The sequence below is a fragment of the Myxococcota bacterium genome (genome assembly GCA_041389495.1).
Taxonomy (GTDB): Bacteria; Myxococcota_A; UBA9160; order UBA9160; family UBA4427; genus JAWKRT01.
This window is the reverse complement of sequence record JAWKRT010000001.1, coordinates 629187-654533: the sequence shown is the minus strand read 5'-3', so window position 1 is coordinate 654533 and position 25347 is coordinate 629187. Positions and strand designations below refer to the sequence as shown.

The 25347-nt window shown below is 74.9% G+C and carries 22 protein-coding genes; 13 read left to right on the top strand and 9 right to left on the bottom strand.

Annotated elements, in window-relative coordinates; translation table 11 throughout:
* Nucleotides 1-5 precede the first annotated feature (5 nt).
* Complete coding sequence (locus tag R3E88_02895; GenBank protein ID MEZ4215400.1) at nucleotides 6-692, bottom strand: hypothetical protein; 687 nt, start codon at nucleotides 690-692, stop codon at nucleotides 6-8.
* A 341-nt stretch (nucleotides 693-1033) separates the two neighbouring features.
* The gene (locus tag R3E88_02890; protein ID MEZ4215399.1) at nucleotides 1034-1684 is read right to left on the bottom strand and encodes a hypothetical protein; all 651 of its coding nucleotides are present in this window, start codon (nucleotides 1682-1684) and stop codon (nucleotides 1034-1036) included.
* 158 nt (nucleotides 1685-1842) lie between these two features.
* Here R3E88_02890 and surE point away from each other — a divergent pair, with 158 nt between their 5' ends.
* The 11 genes from surE to R3E88_02835 all read left to right on the top strand — a co-directional run bounded on the left by surE (nucleotide 1843) and on the right by R3E88_02835 (nucleotide 13883).
* On the top strand, nucleotides 1843-2553 hold the full coding sequence (surE, locus tag R3E88_02885) for a 5'/3'-nucleotidase SurE (GenBank protein MEZ4215398.1): 711 nt from the start codon (nucleotides 1843-1845) through the stop codon (nucleotides 2551-2553).
* 95 nt (nucleotides 2554-2648) lie between these two features.
* Nucleotides 2649-2819, top strand: a complete 171-nt coding sequence (locus tag R3E88_02880) for a hypothetical protein (GenBank protein ID MEZ4215397.1) — start codon at nucleotides 2649-2651, stop codon at nucleotides 2817-2819.
* A gap of 130 nt (nucleotides 2820-2949) precedes the next feature.
* Nucleotides 2950-3318, top strand: a complete 369-nt coding sequence (locus tag R3E88_02875; protein MEZ4215396.1) for a hypothetical protein — start codon at nucleotides 2950-2952, stop codon at nucleotides 3316-3318.
* 98 nt (nucleotides 3319-3416) lie between these two features.
* The gene (locus R3E88_02870; GenBank protein MEZ4215395.1) at nucleotides 3417-4364 is read left to right on the top strand and encodes a class I SAM-dependent methyltransferase; all 948 of its coding nucleotides are present in this window, start codon (nucleotides 3417-3419) and stop codon (nucleotides 4362-4364) included.
* 129 nt (nucleotides 4365-4493) lie between these two features.
* Complete coding sequence (locus R3E88_02865) at nucleotides 4494-5600, top strand: acyl-CoA dehydrogenase family protein (GenBank protein MEZ4215394.1); 1107 nt, start codon at nucleotides 4494-4496, stop codon at nucleotides 5598-5600.
* A 76-nt stretch (nucleotides 5601-5676) separates the two neighbouring features.
* Nucleotides 5677-6915, top strand: a complete 1239-nt coding sequence (locus tag R3E88_02860; GenBank protein ID MEZ4215393.1) for an acyl-CoA dehydrogenase family protein — start codon at nucleotides 5677-5679, stop codon at nucleotides 6913-6915.
* Nucleotides 6916-7096: 181 nt separating this feature from the next.
* Nucleotides 7097-7825 carry a PilZ domain-containing protein gene (locus tag R3E88_02855; GenBank protein ID MEZ4215392.1) on the top strand — a complete coding sequence of 243 codons (729 nt, stop codon included), beginning with the start codon at nucleotides 7097-7099 and terminating at the stop codon, nucleotides 7823-7825.
* Nucleotides 7826-7959: 134 nt separating this feature from the next.
* Complete coding sequence (locus R3E88_02850) at nucleotides 7960-9804, top strand: carboxylesterase family protein (GenBank protein ID MEZ4215391.1); 1845 nt, start codon at nucleotides 7960-7962, stop codon at nucleotides 9802-9804.
* A 125-nt stretch (nucleotides 9805-9929) separates the two neighbouring features.
* The gene (locus R3E88_02845; protein MEZ4215390.1) at nucleotides 9930-11657 is read left to right on the top strand and encodes a glycerol-3-phosphate dehydrogenase/oxidase; all 1728 of its coding nucleotides are present in this window, start codon (nucleotides 9930-9932) and stop codon (nucleotides 11655-11657) included.
* 104 nt (nucleotides 11658-11761) lie between these two features.
* A complete protein-coding gene (locus R3E88_02840; protein MEZ4215389.1) occupies nucleotides 11762-13549 on the top strand; it encodes a hypothetical protein in 1788 nt (595 codons plus the stop codon).
* Between the two features lie 52 nt (nucleotides 13550-13601).
* Entirely contained in the window at nucleotides 13602-13883 is a 282-nt protein-coding gene (locus R3E88_02835; GenBank protein ID MEZ4215388.1) for a YciI family protein, read from the top strand.
* A gap of 28 nt (nucleotides 13884-13911) precedes the next feature.
* Here the strand turns inward: R3E88_02835 and R3E88_02830 are convergent, their stop codons facing one another.
* Genes R3E88_02830 through R3E88_02820 form a run of 3 tightly spaced genes read right to left on the bottom strand, consistent with a single transcriptional unit; the run spans nucleotide 13912 to nucleotide 17166 of the window.
* Nucleotides 13912-14898, bottom strand: coding sequence for a nitronate monooxygenase (locus R3E88_02830; protein ID MEZ4215387.1), 987 nt, complete (start codon nucleotides 14896-14898; stop codon nucleotides 13912-13914).
* Between the two features lie 25 nt (nucleotides 14899-14923).
* Nucleotides 14924-16675 (bottom strand): metallophosphoesterase, encoded by a 1752-nt coding sequence (locus R3E88_02825; protein MEZ4215386.1) that lies wholly within the window; start codon nucleotides 16673-16675, stop codon nucleotides 14924-14926.
* The gene (locus tag R3E88_02820) at nucleotides 16672-17166 is read right to left on the bottom strand and encodes a hypothetical protein (GenBank protein ID MEZ4215385.1); all 495 of its coding nucleotides are present in this window, start codon (nucleotides 17164-17166) and stop codon (nucleotides 16672-16674) included. The genes R3E88_02825 and R3E88_02820 overlap by 4 nt, the downstream gene beginning before the upstream one ends.
* A 138-nt stretch (nucleotides 17167-17304) precedes the next feature.
* Here R3E88_02820 and R3E88_02815 point away from each other — a divergent pair, with 138 nt between their 5' ends.
* The gene (locus R3E88_02815; GenBank protein MEZ4215384.1) at nucleotides 17305-19680 is read left to right on the top strand and encodes a DNA polymerase II; all 2376 of its coding nucleotides are present in this window, start codon (nucleotides 17305-17307) and stop codon (nucleotides 19678-19680) included.
* 25 nt (nucleotides 19681-19705) lie between these two features.
* Here R3E88_02815 and R3E88_02810 read toward each other — a convergent pair whose 3' ends face one another.
* Nucleotides 19706-20719 carry an acyl-CoA dehydrogenase gene (locus R3E88_02810; protein MEZ4215383.1) on the bottom strand — a complete coding sequence of 338 codons (1014 nt, stop codon included), beginning with the start codon at nucleotides 20717-20719 and terminating at the stop codon, nucleotides 19706-19708.
* Between the two features lie 4 nt (nucleotides 20720-20723).
* Entirely contained in the window at nucleotides 20724-21881 is a 1158-nt protein-coding gene (locus tag R3E88_02805; protein MEZ4215382.1) for an acyl-CoA dehydrogenase family protein, read from the bottom strand.
* Nucleotides 21882-22341: 460 nt separating this feature from the next.
* Here R3E88_02805 and R3E88_02800 point away from each other — a divergent pair, with 460 nt between their 5' ends.
* Nucleotides 22342-23667, top strand: a complete 1326-nt coding sequence (locus tag R3E88_02800; GenBank protein MEZ4215381.1) for a dihydrolipoamide acetyltransferase family protein — start codon at nucleotides 22342-22344, stop codon at nucleotides 23665-23667.
* A 15-nt stretch (nucleotides 23668-23682) separates the two neighbouring features.
* Here R3E88_02800 and R3E88_02795 read toward each other — a convergent pair whose 3' ends face one another.
* Together R3E88_02795 and R3E88_02790 are read right to left on the bottom strand one after the other, a co-directional pair.
* Entirely contained in the window at nucleotides 23683-24786 is a 1104-nt protein-coding gene (locus R3E88_02795; protein ID MEZ4215380.1) for an FAD:protein FMN transferase, read from the bottom strand.
* A complete protein-coding gene (locus tag R3E88_02790) occupies nucleotides 24783-25346 on the bottom strand; it encodes a hypothetical protein (protein ID MEZ4215379.1) in 564 nt (187 codons plus the stop codon). Before R3E88_02790 ends, R3E88_02795 begins: the two co-directional genes overlap by 4 nt.
* Nucleotide 25347: the final 1 nt, after the last annotated feature.

Sequence of the window (25347 nt, the reverse complement as noted above, 5' to 3'; positions counted from 1 at the left end):
CGCGGTCACGGCGTCGCGGGAGCGCCGGCTTCGGCGGGCGCCTCGGCCGCGCCCGCGGCCTCGGCCTGCCCGGCGCGGTGCCGCGCGTGCTCCGCCATGATCTCGGCGCGCTTCTTCGCGCGGTCTTCCTCCGCGCGCTGCTCCTCGAGCATGCGCGAGGTCTTGCGCGGGCGGTTCTTCATCGCCTGCTGCAGATCCCAGTCTTCGGGCTCGGAGCCGTCCTTCCAGCGCGCATCGCCCGGGCCCTGGTAGCTCCCGCGCAGCGGCAGCTCGGCGTTGCAGGCCTCGCCGAGCTCGCCGCGCTTGCGGTTGAGGCAGCCCTTCACCGTCTTCGGCGGCTCGCTCGCGTACTCCGCGCACAGGCGCGCGACGTCGTCCTTGCAGGCGTCCTGCCAGCGCTTCTGCGCGGCGATCGCCCGCTCGAGCTTCTCCTTCCGGACCTGCTCCGTGTAGGCGAGGCACTCCTCGCTCCCGACGCCGCGCTTCGCGAACACGCGCACGCACTCGAACGCGCCGCGCACGCCGGTGTTCTTCGCGCAGTGCTCGTTGTAGTCCTTCTCGCACGGCGTGCCGTCGAAGCCCGTATAGCGCTCCGCCGAGGGCGCGGGCGGCGTCGCCGGCTCCGCGGACGCGGCCGCCGCCGCGAGCGACGTCGCGATCGCGACGACCGCGAGCAGCGCGAGCGATCGCACGGAGTACGGGGACGGCGAACCGGTCGGCGGGCGAGAAAACGGGAGCACGGAGACGGGAGACGGTCGGACTTCTCGGCGGGGCGACATCGGCGGACTCCGTCAGCGAGGACCAGCGCGGGTGGGGACTCGGGATTCGGTGCGGACAGCCGCCGACGCGAGGCGGACCCGATCGGCGGTGGCTGCGACGCTCCGCAGCGTAGCCCGGTTCCGCGGACCGCCCTCGCGGCGGCGCGGGTGTGCGCGGGCCGCGTGAGCGAGTGGGGCGCCGCGGGTCGCGCGCGCACGCGCGTGGATGCGGCGCGCGCCTGCGCACCGGCTGCGGGTCGGCTCGCAGCCGCGCTTCAGCGCGGGCCCGGGACGGCGAGCTTCGCGTCGACGAGGCAGTGGAGGTGCGCGCGCCACTCGCCGAGCTGCTCCACGCGGTCGGCCACGGCGAGGGCGAGCTCGACCGAGGCGAGCGGCGTGTCCGACGGGGCGTGGGTGCGCAGGAGGATGGCGATCGCCGCGTCCTCCTCGAGCGTCGCGAGGCACGGCGCGTCGGGCGGCGAGGCCCCGAGCGCCTCCGCCACCGCGCGGCCGAACGCCGCGCCGAGCGCGACGTACGCCTCGAGCGGAGCCGAAGCGTCGACCGGCGCGACGCACAGCAGCGCGAAGGCATCCTCGGGCTCCATCGCGAAGAGCGCCGAGCACCCGGGCGAGCCCGCGCGCGGCGTGAGCACGCCGGCGACGCACTCGCCCCTCCCACAGAGCTCCTCGACGGGAGTCGCGCCGAGCGGCGCGATGCCCACGGCCACGACGCGCGCGCGGATCGCGAACGGCGCGCACGCGCGATCGACGGCCTGCGCGATGCGCTCGCGCAGCGGAGCGGACGGGTGGGGGGCGGGGATCGACAGGGTGGGCTCCCGGGAGGTCGCCCCGCCGCGTCGACGCCGCGCGGTGCGCGCGGTCGCCGCGGGCGAGGCGGGGTCTCCATCGGCCGCATCGCGCGCCATCCATAGGGGGGAATGCCGCGATGCGCGCCCCGCGACGCGCGCGATCGACCGCCGCCGGGCCACCGCTCGCAGCCGCGCCGCAGCCCGCCCGCAGTGCGCCGACTATGCTGCGCGCCGTTCGCGCGCCGCGACGGTCGCGCGCCCGCCGGAGCCCGCGCATGGCGCGTCGCCGCATCGTGCTCACCAACGACGACGGAATCGACGAGCCCGGACTCGCCGCGCTCGCGCGCGCCTGCGCCGCGCTCGGCGAGGTGGTCGTCGTCGCGCCCGTCGACGCGCACAGCGGCGTGTCGCACCGCGTGACCGAGGCCGAGCTCGCGGTCGAGGAGCGCGGCGGAGGGTGGTACGCGGTCGCCGGCACGCCGGCCGACTGCACGCGCGTCGCACTCCACGCCATCTGTCCCGACGCAGACTGGGTGGTCGCGGGCATCAACGCCGGCGCGAACGTCGGCGTCGACGTGTACGTCTCGGGAACCGTCGCCGCGGCGCGCGAGGCGGCGATCCACGGCCGGCCCTCGCTCGCCATCTCGCAGTACGTGCGGCGCTACGGCGCCATCGATTGGCGGCGCACGGAGCGCGCCGCGGCGCCCGTGCTGCGCCGCGCCCTCGAGCTCGGCGCGGCCCCGGGCGAGTACTGGAACGCGAACCTCCCCGACCCCACCGGCCCCGAGGGCACCGCGGCGGCGATCCGCGCCGGCGAGATCGTCGAGTGCCCGGTGGACACGAGCCCGAGCCCGGTCGGCTTCGAGCGCACGAGCCGGGGGGTCGCGTGGCGCGCCGACTACCACGCGCGGCCGCGCCGCGCGCACCACGACATCGACGTGTGCTTCGGCGGCCGCATCGCGCTCACCCGGCTCCGCATCGCCTAGCGTCGCGTCGGAGATTCTTCACCGAACGCCCACTTCGGGGTATCGACGCGCGCGGCCTCGGCCGATACCCTGCCGCCCGCATTCGAGGAGTTCCCATGTCCGCCTGTCCGACCCACGCGAGCGCGGCCGTCGCCGCCAGCAGCCCGATCCGCGCGATCGGGCAGCGCGCGTTCACGCCGGTCGGCGCGGCCGCGACGAAGCGCGCGCTTCGCTGGATGGTCGACGCGCACACGGACATGGGCGCCGAGGGGATGCGCCGGAGATGAGGACCTAGCACCCAGTCACCGGCAGACGCAGCAAGAGCGAAAGCCCCTCCCGCCACCGGCCGGAGGGGCTTTCGCTTTCACGAGACCTCTGGCGACCGGTGACGGGAGGCGGCTCACGGGAGGAGCCGCCATGGCTCGGAACGAGACACGACCGGAACCGAACGAGGCCCTGCACGAGCGCGTGCTGTTCACGGCGATCGCCATCGCGTGGATCGGCGCGATGCTGCTCGCCCTGATCGCGCTCGCGACGTGGGGCGAGGCGGGCGACGGCGTCGAGGCGGCGCCGCCCTCGGACGCGATCGCGGCCGAGCTGCTCGTTCCGACGGCGCCTCTCGGCGGGCGCGGAAGCGTGCGCGAGCGCGCCGTGCGGCACCCGGTCGTCGCCGCGGCCGGCTCGCCCGATCGGCGCGGCGTCGTGCGCTGCGCGGCGCCCGCGATCGCGCGCGCGAGCGTCGCGTTCGTCGAGCTCGATGGAAGCCCGTGCGTGCCGGGACCGTGAAGGCGCGGTGCGGGCGAGGCCGCAGCCCACGCGCCGGCGGCCCTCGCGGCGCGAGCCTCGCGCGCGCGACCCGCCGGCGACGTCGGGGGGGCGCGAGCGTGGCGAGGTCGACGACGGGCGCGAGCCCGGGCAAGGGCTCGAAGGCGGGATCGAAGAGCGCGCGCGCGAACCGCGCGCGCGCGAAGCACGCGGGCGCGAAGGCGCGCGATGCGGCGAAGCGCGGCGCGCTTGGCAAGCGCAGGGCGCGGACGCCGCGCGCGCGCACGGCCGACAAGTACGCGCTCTACCAGCAGGCCGTGCAGGACCCGCCGGAGGATGCGCGCTTCCTCCAGCGCGTGTTCACGAAGCAGGTCGGCCGTCCCGCGCGCCTGCTGCGCGAGGACTTCTGCGCAGCCGCCGCGCTCTCGTGCGCGTGGGTCCGCGCGCACGCGGACAACCGCGCGATCGGCGTCGACATCGACCCCGAGCCGCTCGACTGGGGCCGCGCCCACAACGTCGCTTCGCTCCGGCCCGGACAGGCGGAGCGCCTCCAGCTCGTGCAGGGCGACGTCCTCGACGACGACGCGCTCGAGCCCGTCGACATCGTCTGCGCCTTCAACTTCTCGTACTTCTGCTTCCACGAGCGCGAGGTGCTCGGCCGCTACTTCGCGAAGTCGCTCGCTCGCCTGCGACCGGGCGGCCTGCTGTTCCTCGACCTCTACGGCGGCGCCGACGCGCAGCGCACCATGACGGAGACGCGCGAGGAAGAAGGCTTCGACTACGTCTGGGACCAGGACGTCTTCGACCCGATCCACCACCGCGTCGTGAACTACATCCACTTCGAGTTCTCCGACCGCAGCCGGCTCGAGCGCGCGTTCCGGTACGACTGGCGACTGTGGACGATCCCCGAGCTGCGCGACCTGCTGCGCGAGGTCGGCTTCGGGAACGTGACCGTGTTCTGGGAGGGCACGGACGCGAAGACGGGCGAGGGAAACGGGATCTACCGCCCCGCGAAGCGCGCGGCCGACGACCCGGCCTTCGTCACCTATCTCGTCGCGGGCAAGTAGGCGGGAGCCGCGCGCGCGACGGCCCGCGCGACCCGCGCCCCGCATCGATCCGCTTCGTTGACAGGCGCGGCGGTCCCGTGCACCAATGCGTGCCCCGGGAACCGCCCCCGTCGACGGAGATCCGCAGCCATGAACTTCGACTTCTCGGAGGACCAGAAGCTCCTCCAGCAGACCGCGCGCGACTACCTCGAGGCGAACGCGCCGCTGTCCGTGTGCCGCCGCGTGCTCGAGGGCGGCGAGCCCTATGCGAAGGAGCTGTGGAACGGCGCGGCCGAGCTCGGGTGGCTCGGCACCGCGATCCCCGAGGAGTACGGCGGCGCGGGCTTCGGCCCGCTCGAGCTCGCGCTGATCGCCGAGGAGCTCGGGCGCGCGCTCGCTCCCATTCCCTTCGGCCCGACCGTCTACGTCGCGGCGGAGGCGATCCGGCTCGCGGGCAGCGAGGCGCAGAAGGCGAAGTACCTGACGCGCATCGCGGCCGGCGACGCGATCGGCACGTACGCGTTCACCGAGGACGCGGGACAGAACGACGTCGAATCGGTCGCCGCGACGCTCGAGGGCGGCGCGGTGCGCGGCGTGAAGCAGCCCGTGCCCGACGGCGCCGCGGCGGACTTCGCCATCGTCGCCGCGCGCTCGGGCAAGGGCCTCTCGCTCGCGATCGTCGACCTCGCGGGCCCGGGCGTCGCGCGCGAGCCGCTCGCGTCGATCGACCCCGCGCGCCCGCTCGCGAAGCTCGTGCTCGACGGCGCGCCCGCGGAGCTGCTCGGCGCCGAGGGCGAAGGCGAGGCGCTCGCCGCCCGGGTGCTCGACCGCGCCGCCGCGCTGATGGCGTTCGAGCAGCTCGGCGCCGCGAGCGCCGCATTCGAGAACACGCGCGCGTTCACGCTCGGTCGCTATGCGTTCGGGCGCCCGATCGCGTCGTTCCAGGCGATCAAGCACCGCCTCGCCGACCTGTGGTGCGAGCTCGAGCTCGCGCGCAGCAACTGCTACTGGGCCGCGTGGGCGCTCGCGAACGACGACGCGGAGCTCGCGCTCGCCGCGTGCTCCGCGCGCATCCAGGCGACGCGCGCGCTCGACCTCGCGACGGTCGAGCAGATCCAGATGCACGGCGGCGTCGGATACACGTGGGAGTACGACTGCCACCTGTTCTACCGGCGCGCGCGCTGGCTCGCCGCCGCACTCGGCGGGACGCACGCGTGGAGCGACCGGCTCGTCGGCCGCCTCGACTCCGCGGCCTGACGCGCGGCGCGCCCGGCACCGGTCGAGCCCGACGAACCCAACGAACCGAACGCCCGAAGCACAGGACACCGCGACCATGGACTTCAACGACACGCCCGAAGAAGCCGCCTTCCGCGCCGAGGCGCGCACCTGGCTCTCCGCCCACGCGAAGCTCCTCGCACCCGGCGTCGCGAAGCGCAACGCGCTCTCCGAGACGCTGCTCACGCCCGAGCTGATCGCCGCGTCGAAGGCGTGGCAGAAGAAGAAGGCCGACGCGGGCTGGGCGTGCATCACGTGGCCGAAGGAGTACGGCGGCCGGGGTGCGACCCCGATGCAGAACGTCATCTGGGGCCAGGAGGAGGCGCGCTTCGACACGCCGCCCAACATCTTCACGATCGGCATCGGCATGTGCGGCCCGACGATCCTCGCGCACGGCACGCCCGAGCAGAAGCAGAAGTGGATTCCGAAGCTGCTGTCGGGCGAGGAGGTCTGGTGCCAGCTCTTCAGCGAGCCGTCGGCGGGCAGCGACCTCGGCGGCCTTCGGACGAGCGCGGTGCGCGACGGCGACGAGTGGGTCGTCAACGGCCAGAAGATCTGGACGTCGGGAGCGCACATCTGCGACTGGGGAATCCTCGTCGCGCGCCACGACGCGGGGGCGGCGAAGCACGCGGGCCTCACCTACTTCGTGCTCGACATGCACGCGCCCGGCGTCGAGATCCGGCCCATCACGCAGATCAACGGCGGCCAGGGCTTCTGCGAGGTCTTCTTCAACGACGTGCGCATTCCCGACGCGCACCGCATCGACCAGGTCGGCAACGGCTGGCGCGTGGCGATCACGACGCTCATGAACGAGCGCGCGTCGATCGGCGCGGCCGGCGGCGAGAAGCTGATCGACGAGTTCGTGGCGCTCGCGCGATCGACGAAGGTGCGCGGACGGCGCGCCATCGACGACGCGGGCGTGCGCGATCGCATCGCCTACTTCTATGCGCGCAGCAAGGGCGTGCAGTACACGGGCTACCGCACGCTCACCGCGCTCTCGCGCGGCGGCATGCCGGGCCCGGAGGCGAGCCTCGGCAAGCTCGTCGGCGGCGCCATGACGCAGGAGATGTCGCTCTTCGCGATGGACGTGCTCGGCCAGGCGGGCGCCACGATGGGCGCGGGCGACGGCAAGTTCCAGGGGAACTACCTCGGCATCCCCGGGCTGCGCATCGCGGGCGGCACCGACGAGGTGCTGCGCAACATCATCGCCGAGCGCGTGCTGGGGCTCCCGCCGGAGACGCGGCTCGACAAGGACGTCGCCTTCAAGGACATCCCCACCGGACCGCCGAGCAAGTAGGCGCCCGCACGCGGCCCGCGCGAGTGCGGGGCACCGCGCGCCACGTGCGCGGCGCGTGCGGTGACCCGCGGCACTCAAGCGACGCGCGCGGGAGTCCGAGGTGCTGCCCGCATCCGTGTCTCGAGCTCGCGGCCGCATCGGCGCGGCCCCGGCTCGCGGCGCCATCGTCGCGGGACCGCCCATGACCCCGTCCTCGAGCGTCCTCGCCCTCGGCGACCCGGAAGGTCGCTTCGCGGAGCTCACGCAGCGCATCCGCGCGCTCGGCTTCGCGACCGTACGGGCGAAGGCGCCGCGCGACGCGCTCGCCGCCGCGGAGGAGCGCGGCCACCGCCACCGCGTCGCGCTGATCGAGTCCGACGTTCCCGCCCTCGACCTCCGCGCCGCGCTCGACGCCCTCCGCCGCCATCCCAGCGCCGACCACCTCCGCATCCTGGCCGTCGGGCCGAAGCCCGCACACGACGAGCTCGCGCGGCTCCGCGACGCGGGCGTCGAGCGCGCCCTCTGGGAGCCGATCGGCGACCACGCGCTCCGCTTCGAGCTCAACCGATGCTATGCGAGCCCCTTCCAGCCCGCGGACCGCGACGAGCTCCGCGCCGCGGCGAGCTGGAACGCGCGCATCTTCGTCGCCGGGCGCCAGAAGCCCGGCACCGTCTACTCGTTCTCGCCGAAGGGCGCGTTCGTCGCGACGCCGCGGCCGCAGATGCGCGGCGCGAAGGTCGTGCTCGAGCTGCCGCTCGAGGGCGGCGTCGTCTCGGTCGGCGGCACGGTCGTGTACGCCAACGTGCCGGGCAACCTGCGCAAGGCGAACCTGCCGTCCGGCATGGCCGTCTGCTTCGAGGACGTCCGCGACGAAGAGCGCGCGCGCCTGCGCGAGGCGGTCGCGGCCTGCGACGGCGCCCACCGCGTCTGAACGCGCGCGGCCCGCCGCGTCGGGCCGAGCACGCCTCCCCACCCTCACCCATTCTCTCCCCCTCTCTTCCATTGGCCTCCGCGCGCGGCCTGCGTCATCGTCGGCGCTCCGCCCCGCCGCACCCGGAGACCACGATGCCCGCTTCGCCTCACCACGTACGTCCGCGCGGCGCCGCCGCGCTCCCGACCCTGTTCGCGCTCGTCGTCGCGTGCAGCGGCGACGCCCCGCCGCCCGCGCCCGATGCGTCGTCGACGCGCGCGCTGTCGCAGGGGGAGGTCGTCGGCTTCGCGCACCCCGACTTCGCCGCGCACGCCTGGAAGGGGCTCCCCTTCGCCGCGCCGCCGACCGGCGAGCTGCGCTGGCGCGCACCGCGTCCGCCGGCATCCTGGACCGGAGTGCGCGAGGCGGTCGCGTCCGCGAGCGAGTGCGTGCAGTACGACCCGGCCGACCCGGACGACGTCATCGGCAGCGAGGACTGCCTCTACCTCGACGTCTACGCCCCGCGCCTCGCACGCGACGCCGTGCCCACGGGCGACGCGCGCCTCCCGGTGATGGTCTGGATCCACGGCGGCGGCAACTCGATCGGCGGTGCCGCGATGTACGACGCCGCGCGGCTCGCGGCCGAGGGAGACGTCGTCGTCGTCGCCATCCAGTACCGGCTCGGCGTCCTCGGCTGGCTCTCGCACCCCGCGCTGCGCGCCGGCGCGGCGACGCCCGACGACGCGTCGGGCAACTACGGGACGCTCGACGCGATCCGCGCGCTCGAGTGGGTGCGCGACGAGATCGCGTCCTTCGGCGGCGACCCTGGCAACGTCACGATCTTCGGCGAATCGGCGGGCGGGATCGACGTGTTCGCCCTGCTGCTCTCGCCGCGCGCGAAGGGCCTCTTCCACCGCGCGATCGCGCAGAGCGGCGTCGTCGTCAGCACGCCGCGCGCGGAGGCCGAAGGCTATGCCGACGCGAACCCGCGCCAGGTCGGCTCGAACGAGATGCTGCTGCGGTGGCTGCTCGAGGACGGCCTCGCGACGAGCCGCGACGACGCGAAGGCCCGCATCGCCGCGATGTCGCCGGCGGAGATCGAGTCCTACCTGCGCGCGAAGAGCGCGCCCGAGCTGCTCTCGATCTTCCGGGACGGCATCGGCGGCGGCATGTACTACGTCCCGCAGATCATCCGCGACGGGCACGTCGTCCCCGACGTCGAGCCGCTCGAGGCGTTCGCGCGCCCGGACGGCCACAACGCCGTCCCGACGATCGCGGGCACGAACCGCGAGGAGACGAAGCTCTTCGCGATGATGGGCTCGCCGAACGTGCGCCGCGTGTTCGGCATGCCGGTCGGCGTGCGCGACACGGAGGCCTTCGACCTCGAGGGCGAGTACGGAGGCCTCCTCTGGAAGGCGCAGGGCGCCGACCAGCCGCTCACGGCGATGCGGTCGGCCGGGCGCGACGACGTGTACGGCTACCGCTTCGACTGGGACGAGGAAGGGACGCTGCTCTGGGTCGACCTCGGCGAGCTGCTCGGCGCCTCGCACGCCGTCGAGATGCTCTTCGTCTTCGGCTTCACCGACCTCGGCCGGTACACGGACAACGTCTTCGCCGATCTCCCCTCGGCCGAGCGGCTGTCGCGGCAGATGCGCTCGTACTGGACGCACTTCGCGCGCACGGGCGCGCCGGGTCGCGGCGCGGACGGCGACCTGCCGCCGTGGAAGCCGTGGGGCGCCGACGCCGACGCGGAGAAGTACCTCGTCTTCGACAGCGCGGCGGGGGGCGGGCTCCGGATGGAGGGAGACGCGGTCGACGTCGACGACGTCGTCGCGCGGCTCGCGGCCGACCCGCGCGTCACCGGCGCGGAGCAGCGCTGCGCGCTGTTCCGCGGGCTCGTCGAGTGGAGCGGCGCGTTCGAGCCCGAGGACTACGCGGCCTTCGAGGACGGCGCGTGCCGGACCTGGCCGCTCGAGCTGCCCGCACTTCCCGGCCTCTGACGCGCGCGGCGCGCAAGCACGGCTCGCGGTGCGCCGATCCGAGCGCACCCGAGCGCGGCGCGCGGCCGGGCCCGCGGTCGGGCTCGACTGCGAGTCGCGCGACGCTCTGCGAGACTCCGCCGCGCATGGACGCCCCCGCCCTCGGCCCCGCCTACCGCAACCGCGCGCTCGCGCGCGCGCGCGACGAGCAGTTCGACGTCGTGATCGTCGGCGGCGGCGTCACGGGCTGCGGCGCGGCGCTCGACGCCGCGACGCGCGGGCTTCGCGTCGCGCTGATCGAGCAGCGCGACTGGGCCGCCGGCACGTCGAGCCGCAGCAGCAAGCTCATCCACGGCGGCCTCCGCTACCTCGAGCAGCTCGACTTCGGGCTCGTGCGCGAGGCGCTCACCGAGCAGACCGCGATGCTCACGCACCTGTGCCCGCACCTCGTGCGGCCGGTGCCGTTCCTCTTCCCGCTGACGCACCGCGTCTGGGAGCGCGCCTACGTCGGCACGGGCACGCTGCTCTACGACACGCTGGCCGGGAAGCGCGCGCTGCCGCGCCATCGCCACCACACGCGGACGAGCGCGCTGCGCCGCTTCCCGGGCCTGCGGCGCGACGCGCTCGTCGGCGCGATCGAGTACTACGACGCGCAGTTCGACGACGCCCGCCACACCGTCACGCTCGCGCGCACGGCGGCGCAGTTCGGCGCCGTCGCGCTCACGAGCACACGCGTCGTCGACTTCACCGAAGCGGGCGGCTACGTGACGGGCGCGAACGTCCGCTGTCTCGAGACGGGCGCCGACTTCGTCGTGCGCGGCCAGCGCGTCATCAATGCGAGCGGCGTGTGGACCGACCGCGTGCAGCACCTCGCGGACCGCGGCCGCATCCGCGTGCGCGCGTCGAAGGGCATCCATCTCGTGGTGCCGCGCGACCGCATCCACGGCGACTGCGGGCTCATCCTCCGCACGGTGAAGAGCGTGCTCTTCGTGATTCCCTGGGACCAGCACTGGATCATCGGGACCACGGACACCGACTGGAACCTCGACCTCGACCACCCGGCCGCGAGCCGGCGCGACATCGACTACCTGCTCGACCTCGTCAACCGCGTGCTCGTCCGCCCGCTCGAGCGCGGCGACATCGAGGGCGTGTACGCGGGGCTGCGCCCGCTGCTCTACGGCGAGACGGACGACACGAGCGCGCTCTCGCGCGAGCACGCCGTCTCCGAGTCCGCGTCGGGCCTCATCAGCGTGGCGGGCGGCAAGTACACGACGTACCGCGTGATGGCGAAGGACGCGATCGACGTCGCGGCGGCGAAGCTCCCGCAGCGCGTGCCCGAGTCCGTCACGCATCGCACTCCGCTCGTCGGCGCCGATGGGTATCCCGGCGTGTGGAACCAGCGCGAACGCATCGCGCGCGACCACGACCTCCCCGTCCAGCGCGTCGAGCACCTGCTGCGCCGCTACGGCGTGCTCGCGCGCGACGTGCTCGACGCGATGCTCGAGCAGCCCGACCTGCGCGAGCCGATCGACGGCGCCGACGGCTACCTGCGCGCCGAGGCGCGCTATGCGGCGTCGCACGAGGGCGCGCTGCACCTCGAGGACGTGCTGACGCGCCGCACGCGCATCTCGATCGAGACGTTCGATCGCGGCCTGCGCGCCGCGCGCGACGTGGTCGACCTGATGGGCGAGGTGCTCGGCTGGGACGACGCGGCGCGGCGCCGCGAGCTCGAGCACTACGACGCGCGCGTCGCGGCCGAGCGCGAATCGCAGGAGCAGCCCGACGACCAGACCGCCGACGCCGCGCGCCACGGCGCGCCCGACGTGCGCACGCAGGGGCGCCCCGAAGGCGCCGAGCTCGTCCGCGTGAAGTAGCCGCTCGCGGCGCACCGCGGCGCGCGGCCGCGGCGCGTGTCCCGACGCGCACGTCTGTGCGAGGATGCGCCCGACGCCGCGTCTCGGCGCGGCGAGGAGCGGCGATGTCGCGATCCCGTCCGGTGCCCTTCCGAGCCGCGCGCCGCCCGCACCCCCGGCTCTCCGCCGTCGCCGCGCGCGCGCTCGCCGCCACGTCGACCGCCGCGTTCCCCGTCGCGTCGACCGCCGCGTTCGCGACCTTTGTCGCCGTCGCGTTCGCGGCCTTCGCCGCCGCCGCACCCGCTCCCGCGCGCGCACAGATCGACGAGGCCGCCGTCGACGAGGCCACCGTCGACGAGGCCGCGGCGGGCATCGCGCCCGCGCGCCGCGGCCTGCCGCCCGAGGTCGTCGGCTTCTTCGTGCTGGGCTTCAACCGCTGGGGCGAGCTGCAGGCGCCGGGGGAGCGCGAGCAGCTGATCGCGCACCTGCGCGAGAACCCGCAGATCGAGCGCCTCATCCTCATCAGCTACGGGTGGGCGAACGACGGCGAGTCGTCCTACGGCACGTACATCGAGCTGCTGCGCGACCTGCTCGCCTCGGCGCCCGAACGCGGGCCGCAGATCCCGACGACGGTGATCGCGATCGGCTGGGACTCGAGCCAGACGGGCTTCCGCAAGCTCGCGAACGATCTCATCCCGTTTCCCGTCCTCGCGGACTGGCTCGCCTACCTGCCGGACCACCTGCTCTTCCCGATCTCGTTCTGGTCGAAGGCCGCGATGGCGGATCGCATCGGCTACGGCGGGCTGCGCACCGAGCTCAACACGATCTTCGCGAACGCCTATCCGGAGAACGGCGCGATCGCGCGGCCCGAGATCGTCCTGATCGGCCACAGCTTCGGAACGCGCATCGTCTCGGGTCTCATGCAGAACCACCTCGCGCTCGCGCGCGTGCGCTCCGAGCCCTTCGCGTCGGCCGACCGCGTGCGCGGAGCGGTGCTGATCCAACCCGCGCTCGTGCTGCCCAACCTCCACCGCGACGCCGACTATCCCGTGATCGTCACGCAGAGCCGCCACGACCACGCGAACGGCTTCCTGTTCCCGACCGCCAACCTCGTGGTGAACGCGTACAGCTTCACGTCGTTCGAGGCGATCTTCCGGCAGCGCGTCTTCGGCGTGATGACGGAGCAGGCCGAGCGCGGCACGAAGCGCGCGGCCGAGGCCGTGCAGCTCGTGATGCCCGGCTTCGGGAGAGGCGAGCAGAACGAGCGCGAGGACGTCGAGCCGCGCATGCTCGACGGCCTCGCGATCCCGCTGCCTCCGCTCGCCGATCGTCCGTTCGACCTCTTCCAGCGCGGGCTCGCCGAGGTCGTGAGCGTGCCGATCGCGCTCCTCTACTCGGCCATCACGACGCCGGTGAACTACGCGACGACGCAGGCGCGCGGGCTCGCGCGCGGGCCGCACCACCACGTCATGGACACGCTCGCGCAGCTGCCCGTGCTCGAGGTCCTGACCGACGTGTCGAGCGACGCGCTCGGCATCTCGCCGCGCTGGGGCGAGCGGCACAAGGGCTTCTTCGATCTCGGCCTGCTCAACGAGTCGGCCGGGCGCCTCACGGTCGCGCCCTACGAGCCCCCTCGCGACTTCCCGACCATCGCGCTCGACGCGCTGCACGACACGCCGCGAGGTGCGAACGGCTGCGGGCTGCCCGCGTGCCGCGGCCTCGTGTTCGTCGACGTCTCGCCCGTCGTCGACCACGGCGTCTTCGGATTGAGCCTCGAACGCCGCTGGGTCGACTACACGCTCGGCTGGCTCGACCCGATCGGCGCGCACGCGGACTACCGCAAGCCCGAGATCGTCGAGCTCATGGGCCGCATCACGAGCCGCGCGGACGGCGACGCGCCGGATGCGCGCTGACGGCCGACCCGCGCACGCACGCACGCACGCACGCACGAGGAGAGAACGCACGATGCCGCTCTACTGCTACGTGGGACACGACGGCGCGGACGGCGCCGCGCGCCGCCCGGAGGCGCGCCCGCGTCACGTCGACCACCTCGCGCACCTCGACGTGCGGTTCGCCGGGCCGCTGCTCGACGACGAGGGGCGGCCGCGCGGCAGCCTGATCGTGTTCGAGGCGGCGGGCTTCGACGAGGCGCGACGCATCGCGCACGCCGACCCGTACCTCGCGCTCGGCGTGTTCGACCGCGTCGACGTCTACGCGACGCAGCAGGTGCTGCCGGCGCCCGCCTAGCGTCGATGCGGACGCGCGGCCGCCCGCGTCACGCGCGCGCGAGCGCCTCGACCGCCGCGGCGCGCTCGCGAAGCTCGCGCACGCAGCCGTGCACGATGTCGCGCACGCTGGCGACGCCGTCGATGCGCCCCGCCACCTGACCCGCGAGCGCGATGGCCGCCTCCATGTCGCCGCCGAAGTAGACGTCGCGCACCCGTCCGAGCACGCCGAGGTCGACCGACTCGCGGCGCTCGAGCTCCTCGCTCATGCGCGTGCGCAATGCGCGCAGGCCCGGCCGGCCGAAGCGGTTGACGAACACCGTGTCGGTCTCGGCCGCGGTCGCGATCGCGTTCTTGTAGTTGTCGTGCACGGGCGACTCGGCGGCCGCCACCATGCGCGTCCCCATCTGCACGCCTTCGGCGCCGAGCGCGAAGGCCGCCGCCATCGTGCGGCCGTCGAGCATGCCGCCGGCCGCGATCACCGGGACGTCGACGCGCGAGCAGACGAGCGGGAGCAGCACCATCGAGGCCACGTCGCGCGGGTTCTTGAAGCCGCCGCCCTCCCCGCCCTCGACGACGAGGCCGTCGACGCCCGCGGCCACGGCCTTCAGTGCGGCGCGCAGCGTCGGGACCACGTGGAAGACGACGAGCCCGGCCTTCTTGAGCTTCTCGGTGTAGCGGGTCGGGTCGCCCGCCGACGTCGTCACGAAGCGCACGCCGTTGTCGACGACGAAATCGACGATGTCCGGATCGCGCACGAAGAGCTGCGCGATGTTGACGCCGAACGGCTTCTCGGTGAGCGCGCGCATCTTGCGGATCTCGTCGCGGACGGCGTCGAGCTCACCCGACGAGGTCTCGATGATGCCGAGCCCGCCCGCGTTCGAGACCGCCGAAGCGAGCCGGGCGCGCGCGATCCAGCCCATCGGCGCCTGCACGATCGGGTAGTCGACGCCGAGCAGCTCGCTCACGCGCGTTCGCAAGGGCGGGGGCGGCGGGAGCGCGCCGGACGCGGAAGGCGGCGGCGCGGGCTTCGGCATCGCGGGTGTGGTCACGCGCGCGACTCTACCGCGCGGGAGCGAGCTCGCGCGCGACGACCTCGCCGTTCGCGCGCCGCGCGACGACGCGCAGGCCGGCTCCGCTCCCGTCGCCGCCGCGCGTCGCCTCCGCGGCGCCCGTCGCGCCCGTCGCGCCCGTCGCCGGGTCGCGCGCGGCGAAGAAGTACGGGCTCCAGGCCTCGAGCGCGACGCGCTCCTCGCCGCGCCACAGCTCGACCGCGGCGAAGGGGCCGGCGCGGTCGGCCGCGACGACGACGATCGCAGCAGGGTCGGCAGCCGGCGGCCGCGTCGCGAAGGCCGCGCGATCGGGCGGCGACACGAAGGCGACGAGCGGCTCTCCGGTGCGTTTCCAGGCGGAGTAGAGCTCGCGGCCGCGCATCTGCACGAGGCGGTAGCCGCGCGGCGCCGCGTCGGCCGGGAACACCCAGCGCGCGCCCGAGAGCGCGCCCGTCGAGACGTGCTGCGTCGCGCGCACGGAGCCGTGCTCGTGCGCGTCGACGGACGAGCCGCTCGCGTGCAGGTGGCCGGTGAGCGTGTACGCGACACCCGCGCGCCCGATCCAGTCGGCGTCCTCCACGGTCGGAGCGAGGCGCAGTGCGAGCGGCCACGACGGATCGCTCGCGAAGGGCTCGTGGTTCAGGACGACGATCGCGCTCCCCGCGTGCGCGGCGAGGTCGGCCGACAGCCACGCGCGCACGCGCGGCTCCATCGCCGTGAAGCTCCAGTCGTCGCCGCTCGCGCTCCGCGCGCGATGCGTGTCGAGCGCGACGAAGTGGAGCTCGCCGCGATCGAAGGCGTAGGCCGTCGGGCCGAAGCGCGCGCGGAACGCCGCCTTGCCGAACCCGGGCGCGGCCGGGTCGACCGGGTCGAGGCCGATGCCCACGATCTCGTTGTTGCCGATCGTCTCGTGGAAGGCGAGCCCGGTCGCGCGCGTCTCGCGCAGGTAGAAGTCGAGCCAGCGCCCGGCCGTCTCGCCGTCGACCTCGTTGCTCTCGAGCACGAGGTCGCCCGTGCTCACCACGAAGTCGGGAGCGAGCCGCGCGATCTCGCGGAGCGAGGCGCGGAAGTCGCGCACGGGGTCGATGCCGGGCGGCGCGCCCTCGCCCTCGGCGTCGCCGCTCGCGCCGTCGCCGAGCGCGGCGAGCCGATGCACCCAGCTGCCGACGGTCGTCGCGGCCGACGCGCTCCGCCGCGCGCCGTCGCCGTACTCCGCGCGCACCAGGGCATCGGCGATGGCGCCGCTCGTGACGCCCGCGCCGTGCTGCCCGCGCAGGAGCAGCAGCATCGCCTGTCCCGCGAGCCAGCGCGGCATCGCGGCGATCGGCGCCGGCACCGCGAGCCGCGCGAGATCGCTCGCGCGGTCCGTGACGTGCGCGTCGGAGAGGTGCACGAACACGCCGCTCGCGCGCGCCGCGTCGCGCGCGACGAGCGCGAAGTCGCCGCCGCCCTCCCGGTACCAGCGCGCGCAGTCGAACCCCGACGGCCGCGTCACGAAGACGGGCCCGTCGTCGGCCGCGGCCGCGGGTAGCGCATAGCGCCCGTCGTCGTCGGTGAAGGCGAGCACCGCTCCGCGCTGGACGACGACGCGCGCCGCGCCCGGCTCGCCGTCGTCGCGCGCGCCGTCGCGATCGACGTCGACGAAGACGACGCCGCGCGCGGGCGGCAGAGGCCCGCCGAGGGCCGGGGCGGCGACCGCGAGCACCGCGACGGCGCACGACGCCGCGCGCGCCGCGCGCCGCGCGCTTCCCCCCCGCGTCACCCGCCTTCCCGCGACGCACGCCGCGCGATGCGCGCGGCGATCCACATCCCGAGCGTCCCGAGCACGGCGATGCCGAGGTAGTCGTACGCGAGATCCTCGAGCGAGAAGCTGCGCACCGGCACGAGCTTCTGCGTGAACTCCTCCGCCGTCACCACGAGCGCGACCAGCGCGCTCCCCTTCGGCACGACGAGCGGCGACGGCAGCGCGCCCAGCTTCCAGCGCGCGCCGCGCCACGCGAGATTGAGCAGCAGCGACATCGTCCCCATGAGCGCGAAGTGGACCGTCTTGTCGCGGCCCGGGATCTTCGCGGCGAGCGCGAGCAGCTGGCGCGTCGCGACTCCGCTGTTCGCGAGCGCGACGAGCCCGAGCAGGAACAGCGCGAACGCGATGGTGAGGAGGGTGATGGCGCGCGCACCGCGGCGCGCGTGCGGCACCGCGGAGCCCGGCGTCGGCTCCGCTCGCTCGGCCTCGCGCTCGACGCGTCGCTGCACCGGCCCTCCGACGCCCCCGGGCGCACCGCAGCGCCGGCGCGGGCGTCCCGCGAAGGCCTCGCGACGACGCCGCAGCACGGCCGTCGCGAGGCGAGCGAAGGGCGCGAGCATACCGCGGCACGGGCGTACAATCGCCCGATGCCGCGAGGCCTCGTGCTGCAGCCGACGTATCGCGTCCGGCGCGGCGTTCCCGTCGTGCAGCTCTACGGCCGCCTCGAGGACGGCCCTCCGTTCCTCGTGGAGGAGGACCGCTACCGCCCGGCGTTCTTCGTGCTCGACGATCATCGCGAGCTGCTCGACGACGAGCCCGACGCGACGTGCGAGCGCACCGCGCTCCGCGATCTGCGCGGACGTCGCGTGGCGCGCGTCACGCTGCCGATCCCGGCGCGCGTGCCCGTCGTGCGCGATCGGCTGCGTGCGCGCGGCGCGGCCACGTTCGAGGCCGACGTCCGCTTCCCGTACCGCTTCCTGACCGAGCTCGGCGTGCGCGCCGGCGTCGAGGTGCGCGGCGACGCGCAGGTCACGCCGGCCGGGCTGCGACTCTTCCGCAATCCCGAGCTGCGGGCCGCCGACGACGTGCGCGTCGAGCCGACCGCGCTCTCGATCGATCTCGAGACGACGCCCGACGCGAGCCGCGTGCTGTCCGCCGCGCTCGTGACCGATCGCGGCGACGCGCGCGCGCTCCTCGCTCGCGAGCCCGGCGCGCGCGACGCGCGCGACGTCGGCGCGCGCGTGTTCGCGAGCGAGCGCGCGCTCCTCGAGGCGCTCGTCGCGACGGTGCGCGAGCTCGACCCCGACGTCGTCGTCGGCTGGAACGTCGTCGGCTTCGACCTGCGCGTGCTCGCGGAGCGCTGCGAGGCGAACGGCGTCGCGTGCGAGCTCGGACGCGCGCCCGGCGCGATCGCGTTCCGGTCCGACGCGAGCTTCGGGCGCGACGCGCGCGCCGAGATCCCGGGGCGCATGGTCCTCGACGGCATCCCGCTCGTGCGCGACGCCATCGCGCTCGACGACTACCGCCTCGAGACGGTCGCGCGCCACGTCCTCGGGCGCGGCAAGCGCATCGCCCACGCCGGCGAGGGCCGCGTCGAGGAGATCCAGCGCCTCCACCGCGAGGACCCGGCCGCGCTCGTCGCCTACAACGTCGAGGACGCGCGCCTCGTGCTCGACATCCTCGCGGCCGAGGGCCTGCTCGCGCTCGCCGTCGAGCGCAGCCAGCTGTCGGGCATGCAGCTCGACCGGGTCGGCGCGTCGATCGCGTCGTTCGACCTGCTCTACCTGCCCGCGCTGCGCGCGGCGGGGCGCGTCGCGCCGACCGTCGAGCGCGATCGCGAGCCCGCGGACGTGCGCGGCGGCGCCGTGCTCGACGGCGTGCCCGGTCTGTTCCGGAACGTCGCGCTGCTCGACTTCAAGAGCCTGTACCCGAGCCTGATGCGCACGTTCCAGCTCGATCCGCTCGCGCACGCGCTGGCCGGCGAGGCGCGCGCGGGCCCCCGCGCGCGCGGCGACGACGCGATCGTCGCGCCGAACGGAGCGCGCTTCGCGCGGAGCGGAGCCATCCTGCCCGGGCTGCTCGCTTCGCTCGCCGAACGGCGCGAGCGCGCGAAGGCGCGCGGCGACCGCCACGCCGACCAGGCCATCAAGCTCATGATGAACTCGATGTTCGGCGTGCTCGGGTCGACGGGCTGCCGCTTCTTCGATCCCGACGTCGCGAACGCGATCACGGGCTTCGGCCAGCAGACGCTCGCGTGGACGCGCGAGGCGATCGAGGCGCGCGGGCTGCGCGTCCTCTACGGCGACACGGACTCCGTGTTCGTCGCGCTCGGCGACGCGGTCGGCGACGCCGCTTCTGCGCAGCGCGCGGCCGAGCGCCTGCGCGCCGACGTGTCGGCCGCGATCGACGCGCGCATCCGCGCGGACTACGGCGTCGACTCGGCGCTCGTGCTCGAGCTCGAGTGCGTCTACGCGCGCTTCCTGCTGCCGCACGTGCGCGGCGGCGCGGGCGGGAGCAAGAAGCGGTACGCGGGCTGGCTCGACGGCGAGCTCGACCTCGTCGGGCTCGAGTCCGTGCGGCGCGACTGGCCGCCCGTCGCGCGGCGCCTGCAGCGCGGGCTGCTCGAACGCGTGTTCCGCGACGAGGATCCGCTCCCGTTCGCGCGCGAGGTCGCGGAGGCGATGCAGGCGGGGCGGCTCGACGCGGAGCTCGTCTACGCGAAGCGCGTCCGCAAGGCGTCGCTCGACGCGTACACGGCGTCGGCGCCGCCGCACGTCCAGGCGGCCCGCAAGGCCGCGGAGCGCGGCGCGCGGCCGGGCGGCTCCATCCGGTACGTCGTCACGCGCGACGGGCCCGAGCCCGTCGACCCCGACGCGCCGCTCCCCGACGCGCTCCGCGCCGCGATCGACCGCGCGCACTATCTCGACAAGGTGCTGCGGCCGATCGCGGACGGCGTGCTGCGCGAGGTGGGGGCGTCGTTCGGCGACGCGCTCGGCGAGGCGAAGCAGCTCGACCTGCTGTGACCGCGCCGCGCGGGTGCCGCGCGCGTCAGCCGAGCAGCGCGGCCGCCGCGCGCGTGCGGTGCCACGCCGCGTCGCCGTACTGCCGCTCGAGCACGAGGACCCGCTTCATCCACATGTGCGCGTGGTACTCGTACGTGTAGGCGATCGCGCCGTGGCACTGCAGCGCCGTGCGGAAGCACAGGTGCGCGGCGTCGCCGGCGAGCGCCTTCGCGGTCGACGCCTGGAGCGGCGCGTCGTCCGCGCCCTCCTGCAGCGACCAGGCCGAGTAGTAGACGGGCGGACGCGCGAACTCGAGCTTCGTGTGCGCGTTCGCGAGATGGTGCTTCACGGCCTGGAAGGCGCCGATCGGCTGGTCGAACTGCACGCGACCCTTCGCGTACTCGACGGTGAGGTCGACGAGCTCGCGGCCGAGGCCGAGCAGCTCGGCCGCGCTCCCGACCGCGCCGCGGTCGAAGGCGCGCGCCGCGAGCGCGCGCCCCGCGGCGCCGCCCGCGATGCGCGTCGCGGCGGAGGGCTCCCACTCGACGCGGTAGGCACGGCGCGCGCCGTCGACGCTCGCCTGGAGCGCGAGCTTCGCGTCCTTCGGCGCGACGGCGTGCAGCTCGTCGCCGCGCTGCAGCAGGAGCAGGTCGGCCGCGGCGGCGTTGGCGACGAACGGGTTGCCCTCGAGCCCGACGGCGACGCGCGCGGCGCCCGCCGCGATGCGCGGGAGCCACTCGTCGGCGAGGGCGCCGCCGAGCTCCGCGAGCAGCGGCGCGGCGACGGCGACCGTGTCGGTCACCGGCTCGGGGCACGCGACGCGCCCGCACTCTTCGAGCAGCAGCACGAGGTCGACGAGCCCGAGGCCGAGCCCGCCGTGCGCCTCCGGCGTCGTGAGGCCGAGCACGCCGAGCTCGCCGAGCTTCTCCCACAGGCCCGCGACGCTTCCCGCTTCGGTGCTCCACGCCGCGGCGAGCGCTTCGTGGCCGCACTCGTTGGCGAGCAGGTCGCGCACGGTCTCCTGGAACAGTCGCTGATCTTCGCTGAACTCGAAGTACACGGCGCTACTTCCTCGGCAGGCCGAGGAGACGCTCGGCGACGATGTTGCGCTGGATCTCGCTCGTGCCGCCCCAGATCGGGTTCGCGAGACCGAACAGGTAGTCCTTCATCCAGCGGCCGCCGTCGACGCCCGCATCCGAGCCGCGCATGCACTCGCCCGCCGTGCCGAGCACGTCGAGCGCCGTCTCGTGGATGTCGATGTCGAGGTGCGACCAGTGGAGCTTCATCACGCTCGACTCGGCGCCCGGGTCGATGCCCATGCCGATGCGCGTCGCCGTCCACATGCCGTACTGACGATAGGCCTCGGCCTCCATCCAGCGCGCGGCGACGCGCTCGCGCAGCGCGGGGCCGACGGCGTCGCCGCCGCGCTTCGCGAGGTCGACGAGACGCGCGGCCTGCGCCATGAAGCGCCCCGGGCTGCGCAGCGTGAGCCCGCGCTCGGGGCCCGTCGTCGCCATCGCGACGTACCAGCCCTTGTCGACCTCGCCGAGGATGTCGCGGTCGGGAACGAACGCGCCGTCGAGGAAGATCTCCGCGAAGCCCTCGTCGCCGTCGAGCTTGTTGATCGGGCGCACGCTCACGCCCTCGGCGCGGAGGTCGACCAGGAAGTAGGTGAGACCCTTGTGGCGCGACGAGCCCGGGTCGGTGCGGAAGAGACCGAACGTCTTGTCGCTGAACGTGCCGCGCGTCGACCACGTCTTCGCGCCGTAGAGCTTGAAGCCGCCGTCGACGCGCTCGGCGCGCGACGTGAGTGCGGCGAGGTCGCTGCCGGCGCCCGGCTCCGACCAGCCCTGGCACCACAGCTCCTCGGCGCTCGCGATCTTCGGCAGCAGGCGCTGCTTCTGCTCGTCGGTCCCGAAGTGCAGGATGGCCGGGCCGAGCAGGAAGATCCCGTTCTGCGTCGCGCGCTGCGGGCCGCCGACGCGGTAGTACTCCTCCTCGAAGATCAGCCACTCGACGAGCGAGCAGTCGCGACCGCCGTACTCCTCCGGCCAGTCGACCACCGCCCATCGATGCGCGAAGAGCTTCTTCTCCCACTCGACGTGCAGCGGGAAGCCCTCCGGCGAGTCGAGCGGCGGGAGATCCTGCGGGCAGTGCTCTTCGAGGAACGCGCGCGCCTCGGCGCGGAACGCATCCTGCTCGGGGGTCGTGCGGGGGTCCACTCGGGTCGACTCCAGGGCTCGCGCGCGCGGGCGCCGACACCGCTGCTGGCGAGGTGTGCGAGCGCGCGCAGGTTCGGGTTCGGGCGGCGCCGCGCGGGCGCCGCGGCCGTCGCGGCGGCGGCGCATCATACCCGAGCCGTCGCGCGCGCGGTGGGGGCGCACCCCGATGCTGCGCCCCGTGTTCACCGGACGCCGGGAGCCGCCGCCGCGCGCCCGGACGTTGGCTCGCCGCGCGCGAGTCGGACTACCCTGCGCGCGTGCCGACGAGCGACGCGCCGCCGATCGCGGAGCTCCGCAGCCGGCGCGGCGCCGTGGCCGAGGGCGGCGGCCTCGCGCCGATCGTCCTCGTCCTCGCACTCGCGGGCGCCCGGCCGCTCGCCGATGGAGCGGACGCCCGCGCGCGGCGGGCCGCGCCGTTTCGTTAGGCCGCGCGCACGCGACGAGGAGGCACTCCCTTCCGATGACGACGCCGACGACGACCGAGATCCGCCTGCCCGAGCTCGGCTCGGACCTCACGGAGGCCGACCTCGTCGCGTGGCTCGTGAAGCCCGGCGACCGCATCGAGCCCGGCGACCTGATCGCCGAGATCGAGACCGACAAGTCGACGATCGAGTTCGAGTCGCCGGTCGCGGGCGTCGTGCGCGAGCTGCGCGTCGCGGCGCCGGCGAGCGGCGTGAAGGTCGGCGACGTGATCGCACTCGTGGAGGCCGACGCGCAGGCGGAGCCCGCGCGCGAGCCGGCACGCGCCCCGGAGCCGGCTCCCGCGCGCGCGCCACAGGCGGAGCCCGCGCCGTCCGCGGAGGCACGCGCGGGCGATGCCGTCGCCGGCGCGCGGCGCGGCGCCACCGCCCTCGCGCGGCGCATCGCCGAGCAGCGCGGCGTCGACCTGGAGGCGGTCGACGGAACGGGCGCCGGCGGCCGCATCACGAAGGCGGACGTCGAAGCCGCCGGGCGCGGGAGCGCGCCGGCAGACGCGGCCGCGGCCGCGCCGCACGCCGGCGCGGCCGCTCGCGAAGGCGCGGCCGCTCGCGAAGGCGCGGCCCCACGCGAATCCGCGGCATCGAGCGCGGCCGCGGCGCCGTCCGCGCGCCGCGCGGACTCGCGCGCCGACGGCGCGGCGGTCCCGCTCTCGCGCATGCGCCGCACGATCGCCGCGCGGCTCGGCGAGGCGAAGCGCGAGATCCCGCACTTCTACCTCGAGGCGACGTGCGACCCGAGCGCGCTGCTCGCGACCCGGCGCGAGCTGAACGACGGGCCCGACGCGCCCTCGCTCTCGGTCAACGACTTCTGCGTCGCGGCGGCGGCGCGCGCGCTGCGCGACGTGCCCGAGGCGAACGTCGCGTGGCGCGGCGACGCGATCGAGCACTTCGAGTCGGTGGACGTCGCCGTCGCCGTCGCGCTCCCCGACGGCCTGATCACGCCGGTCGTGCGCGGCGCGGATGCGCTCGGCCTCGTCGATCTCTCCGCGCGGCTGCGCGCGCTCGTCGCCCGCGCGCGCGAGGGGAAGCTCGAGCCGCGCGAGTACCAGGGCGGCCTCAATCTCTCGAATCTCGGGATGTACGGCATCACGGCGGTGTGGCCCATCGTGAACCCGCCGCACGCGTGCATCCTCGGCATCGGCGCGGTCGAGGACGTGCCCGTCGTGCGCGACGGCGCCGTCGTGCCGGGGCGGCGCATGACGGCGACGCTCGCGGCCGACCACCGCGCGGTCGACGGGGCCGTCGGCGCGCGGCTGCTCGCCGCGTTCCGCCGCTACGTCGAGCAGCCGCTCGACATGATGCTCTAGCGCGCCGCGGCCGGCCTAACGAGCGCCGTCGGGCGCCGCCGTGCGCAGCCCCGGACTCAGGCTGCGGAAGCCGACGCCGAGCTCCACGTAGCCCGTCGCCTCGCGCCACCCCGACGTCATCGCGATGCGCCCGTCCTCGTCCACGAGCAGCGCCTCGACGCCCTCGAGGCGCTCGGCGAGCGCGAGCCCCTCCTCGTAGTCGAGCACGAGCAGCGACGTGCTGAGCGCATCGGCCGTCGTGGCGTCGTCGCTCGCGACGGCGGCCAGCGTGCGGCGCGTGACGATCCAGCCCGAGCGCGGGTCGACGACGCCCGACGGCGCGCCGAGCGCATCCGCCTCCGCACCGCTCCCTCCGGCGGCGGCGTCGGAAGGCGGGAAGCTCGACGACACGGAGAGCGCGCGATCGCGCAGCGTGACGCGCGCGGCGAAGCCGTCGGCCGGCGAGCGGACCACGAGCGTCCAGCCGCGCGGGTCGTCCGGCGGCGCGCCGCGCGCGAGGATGCTGCTCTGCCCGAAGCTCAGCAGTGCGGGGCCCGCGCGCTCGGCGTCGAGCCGCTCCTGCACCCGGTCGAGCGCCCAGCCCTTCGCGATGCCGCCGAAGTCGAGCTTCACGCCCGCGCGAGCGAGCTCGACGCGCCCGTCGGCGAGCAGGCGCAGCCCGTCGATGCCCGCCGGCGCGCGCGCCGCCGCCACGTCCTCGTAGACGACCGACTCGGCGTCCTTCCCGCGCCACACGTCGACCAGCCGTCCGACGGTGACGTCGAAGGCGCCCGACGTCAGCGTCGCGAAGCGGAGCGATTCGCCGACGAGCTCCGCGACGCGCGGGTCGACCGCGCGCGGGCCGCCGCCCGACGCCGCGGAGAGTCGAGAGACCTCGCTCGCCGGGTCGTAGTGCGAGACGAGCGCATCGAGCTCGTGCACCTGTGCGAAGACGGCGTCGAGCTCGGCGCGCCCCGTGCTCGAGGCGGGCACCACGAGCTGCACGTCGAGCACCGTGCCCATCGCGAGCTGGCCGTCGCTCGCGATGTGACGCGCCGGCGACGAGGACGCGCAGCTCGCGGCCGCGATCGCGACGACCAGCACGACGGCGCGCGCGAGCCGCGCGCGGCCCGTCGTCACGACGCCGCTCCGCCGCGCGGATCGTCGTCCTCGTCCTCGTCTTCGTCGTCCTCGTCGTCGACGAATCCGGTGTAGTTCTCGGCCTGGCTGCGCGTGAAGACGCTCCACAGCGATGCGCCGATCAGCGCCGCGAGGCTCGTCTGGAGCAGCGCGAAGCCCGCCACCTTGACCACCGCGAAGTGCGGGCTGCCGAAGCGGACGAGCCAGCTCCCGCCCTCGTCCATCGCCGCGGCGACGAACGGGAGCGCGATCAGCCACGCCTTCACGGAGCTGCGGATCGGCACGAACAGCATCAGGTGCGTCAGCACCATGAGCAGCATGCCCATCGCGAAGAGGTGGAAGTGCGTGACCTCGAGCAGGCCCTGGTACGTCTTCGCCGGCTGGTACGTCGCCTCGTCGCCGAGGTAGTAGGCGACCACCGACGACGGTGCGAGGGTCATCTTCGAGAAGTAGAGCAGTGCGTTCGTCACCCACAGGCCGCCGACGTACGCGACGTACAGCACCACGATGACCTGCAGCAGGCGATTGCGCGACCACTCGCCCGTGACGACGAAGCGCATC